The sequence below is a fragment of the Ohtaekwangia sp. genome, assembly GCF_036568665.1.
In the GTDB taxonomy this organism is placed as follows: domain Bacteria; phylum Bacteroidota; class Bacteroidia; order Cytophagales; family Cyclobacteriaceae; genus Ohtaekwangia.
Window position 1 is genome coordinate 1 of the sequence record NZ_DATCSD010000276.1, and the last position, 6,104, is coordinate 6,104.

Here is a 6,104-nt window from a genome sequence, read left to right on the forward strand (position 1 = left end):
TACGAGTCGCTGTTCTTATAGATGATGTTCTGCCAGTCAGTTTCCCAATATTTTACTTTATAGTTACCAGGCCAGTTCGGATTTTCGGCATCCATCCACGAAGGTTTGTTGGTGTTCCAGTCGCTTTGCCAGTAATAACGATAGTCTTCAGCTTCTCCGATAGACATATAGGCAATCACTTTTCGTTTGCCGCCACCACTCTTCGTTTTTAGCTGGGCAATTTCATCGGCCGTAAAAGATGTACCATCATGAAAGAATAAGTCGATGATCAGTACATCATAACTGGTATTTTTCAACGCCTGCAGAAAATCAGACTTCGAAGAAAAGTTATCGGGATTGAGCAGGTATAGAAAATTCTTTGCATCCGCTAAAGTATTCACATCACCGGTATGCACCTGGTAAGGTGCGCTGGATGGAATGATATCCAGTTCACGATGTTCGGCAGCATACGATAAATAACCGTAACTGTTATTGGTAGTATAGGATGCTGACTTTTTACTATCCGTTGAGCAGTAGTCGGTAATGAGTATGCGATTGCCGCTGCTGTTCGAGCGATCGAGAAAAGTCTTTAATCGGGTCGTGACATCCGAAGGAGTTGCCACATCGTCTTCATCATAGCCATATAGAAAATCTTCCTGGCCATGCGCATCAATGGCATCGAGATAAGCCGTGTGAAGAGCGCCATCTTCTTCACCATTTTGCGTAACGAGTTCAATGCCGTTCTGAGGAACGATGGCAAAGTCAGACACCGTACTTTTAGCTTTGGCGCTGATACCGATTACCAGGGTCCGCATCTCTTCTTTATAGTTAACTGCCGATGACGTTGAATTATCATCATCCGATGAGCATGCAAAAGCAAGTAGCAGAATGCTGGCTGCGAGGGATTGGGTATATTTCATAAGATAGGAGTTCACAATATAAACAGAATTTATCACCCGATATTGTATGCGATTGAAGTATATATTGCTATGCCCTATGTGGTGGTATATAAAAGTTGAAGATATAGTGTGGAAAGTGGAAAGCCGGGCAGTATTACTGGCTTTACGCTTTAATGAATATCGAACAAGGAACACCGATCAAAGAATGTCAAAGTGGTGTAACTTTCAACTTTAGGCTTTACACTTTTGCTTATATATTTCTGCGTATATCTGCTCCCGATAGCTATCGGGATTCGGGAAACAATGGCTGTTTTATCTGTGAAAATCTGTGAGTTCCGTGGGAGATTTTCTGCATTGAATAACAAACAGGGAATATCAATCAACGAATGCCGAAGTAAAAGACTTACCTTTAACAATTAACAACTAAAAAAGAGACCCGATACCAAGCACCGAGTCTCCGTCAAAGTATATATCATCAATAATTACTCTCCGCTCATCTTGCCGGAAACGCGTGCCGCGTATGCTTCGAGTTTGCCTACTTCCTGGTCGATCATCCAGAGACCAACACCTTCTTCACCAATAATGTCGAAGATCTCAACGGCTCTGCGTGCAAGGGTTTCTTCTTCGCGTTGTTCGTTTACATACCACTGCAGGAAGTTGAACGTAGCGAAGTCCTTAATTTGCAGGCACTGATCAACAATGTTGTTGATAGACTTGGTTACTTCAATTTCATGATGCAATACTGTTTCGAACACTTCACGAAGCGAAGCGAATGAATGTTTAATACCAGAGATCTCTGGTTGCAGGGAGTGTCCTCCGGCAGCGTTCACGTAGCGGAAAAGTTTCAGCATGTGTCTGCGTTCTTCTTCAGAGTGTTTATAGAGAAACTCTGCAGAGATCTCAAAGCCCTGTGTATCGCACCATGACGCCATTGATAAATACGCAGCAGAAGATTTACCTTCCATCACGATCTGGTTGTTTAGCAATGCTTCGATTTCCGGAGTGATGGAGCGGGCTGGGGTATAAGACTGTTTTTTCATGTGATAAATAATAAAGTTGTTTTCGACTATGGGCAGTATAACGCTATGCGATCATATTTTGTAATAGATCGTTCAGTAAAATTTTTAATTACTGCGCTATGTTATAAAGTTACTCTGGATTGTATTCAGATGCACGGTGAAACAAGATAATATACCTTCTACAGGGTATATTTATAACCTTTACAGAGTAGATTTCTGTGCAGAAAGACTCACATCTCCTGATCGATCAAATGTACCTTTAAATGGGTTATCGGGTTATTGTTTCCTTGACACGTATGCCATTCATGCTTACCTTTGTTTGGAATTAGTCTAAATAATTGAATGGTTTTCCGCCTTAACAAGCGTGATTTGTTGACCGATGAGTGTACCGATACGAATTTTATTAGCGGATAGCCAACCCCTGACGTCAGCCGGATTGATCCACTTTTTAGAGCCACGTGAAGACGCCAGCATCCTGGATGAAGTAGCTGATCGCGAACAATTCGAACTTTTACTGACTCGTCATAAACCAGATCTGCTGATCACTGATTATAATCTTGCCGGCTACATTACGAAAGACGATCTTAAGATCGTAAAAGAAATTTCTCCTGCTACCAACATCCTCATCATCTCTGCGGATGATAATAAAGGAAGTATACTCGATGTATTGCAATTAGGTATAAAAGGATATCTTACCAAGTCATGCAGTCGCGAAGAGATTATGATGGCCATTCACTCAACCGCGCGCGGAGAAAAATTCTACTGCCATAAGATCCTCGATATCATTATGGAAAAGCATTTCAATCCGGAGCCGGAAAGTTATGATGCTTCAGTACTCACCACGCGCGAAACAGAAATTCTTACGCTTATAGCACAAGGTAAATCTACACAGATCATTGCCGATGATCTGCACCTGAGTCCGCATACCGTGCAAACCCATCGCAAGAGCATCATCCGAAAGCTCAATATAAAATCACCAACCGAGTTTGTTATCTATGCTATGGATTTTGGCCTTATCAAGCCGAAATAGTCAGCCAGAGTTCAGTCTATAATTTCCTTACAACGCTTAAATCTATACTATATTTAGTCTGCTGGTTGTTTAAGACTAGCAGTTATCGGTTAATGCCTTTTGTGAAATATACCCTCTGCAAGGTAGTTTCCATTAATACCTATATTACTTCGTTGTAGTTGTTTAGAGGTATATAAAAAATGCCTGCAACAGGCGATTGACGTCAGGTGAGCACGAAGTATACTTTTGTTTAGAATTAATCTAAACAATAAATGAGATCTATAGCTCACTATATTTTACTGCTTGCTATACTTTGCTGTAGCGCAGTGCAAGCCCAGCAACTCCGTATTATAACAGCCGGCAGCGCGATAACAGAAACCGTATGTGTATTGGGCGATTGCGATAAGATCATTGCTTCCGATCGCACCAGTCTGTATCCCGCCAGCATTCAGCAGCTTCCATCAATAGGCTATCGCAGCGGTATAAATGCTGAAGGTATACTTAGCCTGAAGCCAACGCTTATTATAGCAGAGAAAGATTATGTAGAAGATGCTGTGCTGCAGCAACTCAGTGCCAGTGGTATAAAACTGGTAATCATAGACAGGAAGTATAATTTTAACGACACCAAAAAATATATAGCGCAGATTGCTACTGCGCTGAATCGCGAAGCAGAAGGAAAAAGACTCATTGCTAAGGTAGAGGGAGAACTGGCGGAAGCGAATGCCTTGCTGAAGAAGACTACATCATCTCCCAAAGTATTAGGAGTATATAATCGGGGCACATCAACCATCAGCGTTGCAGGTAAAAATACCTTTGGCGATATACTGAGCTATGTAGGAGCTACACCGGCTGTTACAGATATAGAAGGCTATAAACCACTCAACACAGAAGCACTCATCGCAGCAAATCCTGATTACCTCGTCATGGTATCAACCGGTTTTGAAAGCCTGGGCGGGATGGAAGGTGCCCTGAAAATTCCCGGTGTAGCACAGACAACAGCCGGCAAGAAAAAGCAGATCATCGCTATAGAAAGTCTGAAGCTTACCAACTTCGGTCCACGCTTTGGTGAAGCAGTAAAAGAACTGGTATTGTTGCTGCATCCTGAACTGCGCGCAAAGTAACGAGCCATGAATTTCTCTGTTTCTCTGCGCGATCATCGCACATCGATCATTCTTGTCGGACTTGGTCTCAGTCTTCTCGTTACGGTTTTATTCTCGCTAACGACTGGTGCTGTTTCTGTTCCGGTGCAAGATGTAGCGATCATCATCCTGCAGAAGTTTGGTATACTCAAAAATATAGAGGTGGACAGTATGCATGAAATTGTTCTCTCTTCCATTCGTATACCGCGTGTATTCATGACAATATTAATTGGAGCCTCTCTGGGCATCAGTGGTGCTGCGCTTCAAGGACTTTTCAGAAATCCGTTGGTAGAGCCAAGTCTTATCGGAGTATCCGGAGGTTCGGCTGCTGCTGTTGTGATGTTGATCGTCTTTGGCGCGCCACTGGCAGCTATACTGCATACGTGGATATATACTTCACTGTTGCCATTGGTTGCCTTTGCCGGTGGATTGCTCGCAACATTTATGGTGCTGCGGTTAAGCAGCCAGGTAGGCAGAACCAATATTTCGGTATTGGTATTAATTGGTGTTGCTGTCAACGCACTGGCTGGAGCACTGATTGGTCTGGCTATTTTTTATGCAGATGAAAATCAACTAAGAACTTTCACTTTCTGGACGTTGGGAGATTTGGGTGGCGCATCGTGGGATAAACTCGCTATTGCATCACCTTTGCTTCTCCTCTCATGTATCGGTTTATTATTCTTTTCAAAGACACTTAATGCATTGGCGTTAGGCGAAGCGGAAGCCTATCATATAGGTGTAAATGTAGAGAAGACAAAACGCATCGTCATTCTTCTCGCAGCACTGGGTGTTGGCGTAAGTGTTTCGCTCGCAGGTATGATCGGTTTTGTCGGGCTTGTTATACCACATGTTATACGTGTATCATTCTTTCCTGATAACAAACTCGTTTTGCCGGCATCCATCATTGGTGGTGCGTGGTTACTGGTGTTCTCTGATATCATCGCCCGTGTAGTAGTTAGTCCCTCCGAACTTCCTATAGGTGTAGTTACCGCGTTGATCGGTGCTCCTTTCTTTATAGGTCTGTTGATGAATGCCAAACGCAAAAATGAATTGTAATGTACGAAGCCATCAATATATCCTATAGCGTACGTGAGAAACAGATTCTCCACAACATCAGCCTGAAGAGTGAGCCGGGTTCCTTTACAGCTATTGTAGGGCCTAACGGTGCAGGCAAGAGTACATTGCTCAAAGCCATGGCACACGAGCATACACACTATAGTGGTGAAGTGATGATCAACGGTAAGTCTGTACGCAGCTATACTCCGCAGGCACTGGCCTGGGTTCGTGCTGTGTTACCACAGTCGAGCACCATGCAATTTGCATTTACCGCAGGGCAGGTGGTTACACTTGGCAGACACGGTCATGCTGCAGGCAGGCGCGAGAACGACCAGATCGTAGAAGAAGTGATGAACCTTACAGGAGTACATCACTTTTATAATCGTAATTACCTGACGCTTTCCGGAGGCGAGAAGCAGCGCGTACAGTTGGCGCGTGTGCTGGCACAGGTGTGGGAAGAAGCCCTGCATCCCCGCTATATATTGCTGGATGAACCTACCAGCAGTCTGGATATAGCACAGCAGCAACTCATCTTTAGTTTAGCCAAACGCGTGTGCGAACGAAATATAGGTGTAGTAGCCATCGTACACGATCTTAACCAGGCTATACTGTTTGCCGATCATGTATATTTTTTGCGTGACGGAAGAGTGATTGCTTCCGGCAACGCACAACAGGCTTTTACCAAAGCCAACATTGAAGAAACCTTCTGTTGCAGAGTAAATATATACCACGATCCCTGTAACAATTGTCCCTATATCATTCCGGAGCGAACAGAGCTGGTGCGTATTGCTATCAATAACGAATAACACAAAATATAACCTATACTATATATACTACTAAATAATTTAAGCAGACAGAACATGAATACAATCGTAGAAAGCAAATCATCCTCCCTGCGCGAAGCCTGGAGAGGCATTCAACAGGCAAAGCCCGGTATACGGATTCGCGAAGCAGCAAAAGATTTAGGCGCGAGCGAAGCAGAATTACTGGCTACTAAAATCGG

The 6,104-nt window shown here is 43.5% G+C and carries 6 protein-coding genes; 4 read left to right on the plus strand and 2 right to left on the minus strand.

Features of this window, described 5'->3' with window-relative positions:
• The coding region (locus VIN08_RS15370; RefSeq protein ID WP_331966863.1) for an endo alpha-1,4 polygalactosaminidase at positions 1–899 on the minus strand (899 nt) is incomplete at its 3' end.
• Between the two features lie 461 nt (positions 900–1,360).
• Complete coding sequence (locus VIN08_RS15375; protein WP_331966865.1) at positions 1,361–1,918, minus strand: ferritin; 558 nt, start codon at positions 1,916–1,918, stop codon at positions 1,361–1,363.
• 358 nt (positions 1,919–2,276) lie between these two features.
• On the opposite strand from VIN08_RS15375, the gene VIN08_RS15380 reads away from it, so the two are divergent.
• From VIN08_RS15380 to VIN08_RS15395, 4 genes are all read left to right on the plus strand, one after another.
• Complete coding sequence (locus VIN08_RS15380) at positions 2,277–2,927, plus strand: response regulator transcription factor (RefSeq protein WP_331966867.1); 651 nt, start codon at positions 2,277–2,279, stop codon at positions 2,925–2,927.
• Positions 2,928–3,178: 251 nt separating this feature from the next.
• Complete coding sequence (locus tag VIN08_RS15385; RefSeq protein ID WP_331966869.1) at positions 3,179–4,027, plus strand: heme/hemin ABC transporter substrate-binding protein; 849 nt, start codon at positions 3,179–3,181, stop codon at positions 4,025–4,027.
• 6 nt (positions 4,028–4,033) lie between these two features.
• Positions 4,034–5,101, plus strand: coding sequence for an iron ABC transporter permease (locus tag VIN08_RS15390; protein ID WP_331966871.1), 1,068 nt, complete (start codon positions 4,034–4,036; stop codon positions 5,099–5,101).
• Positions 5,101–5,907: a heme ABC transporter ATP-binding protein gene (locus VIN08_RS15395; RefSeq protein ID WP_331966873.1), complete on the plus strand. Its 807-nt coding sequence runs from the start codon at positions 5,101–5,103 to the stop codon at positions 5,905–5,907. Before VIN08_RS15390 ends, VIN08_RS15395 begins: the two co-directional genes overlap by 1 nt.
• Positions 5,908–6,104 lie beyond the last annotated feature (197 nt).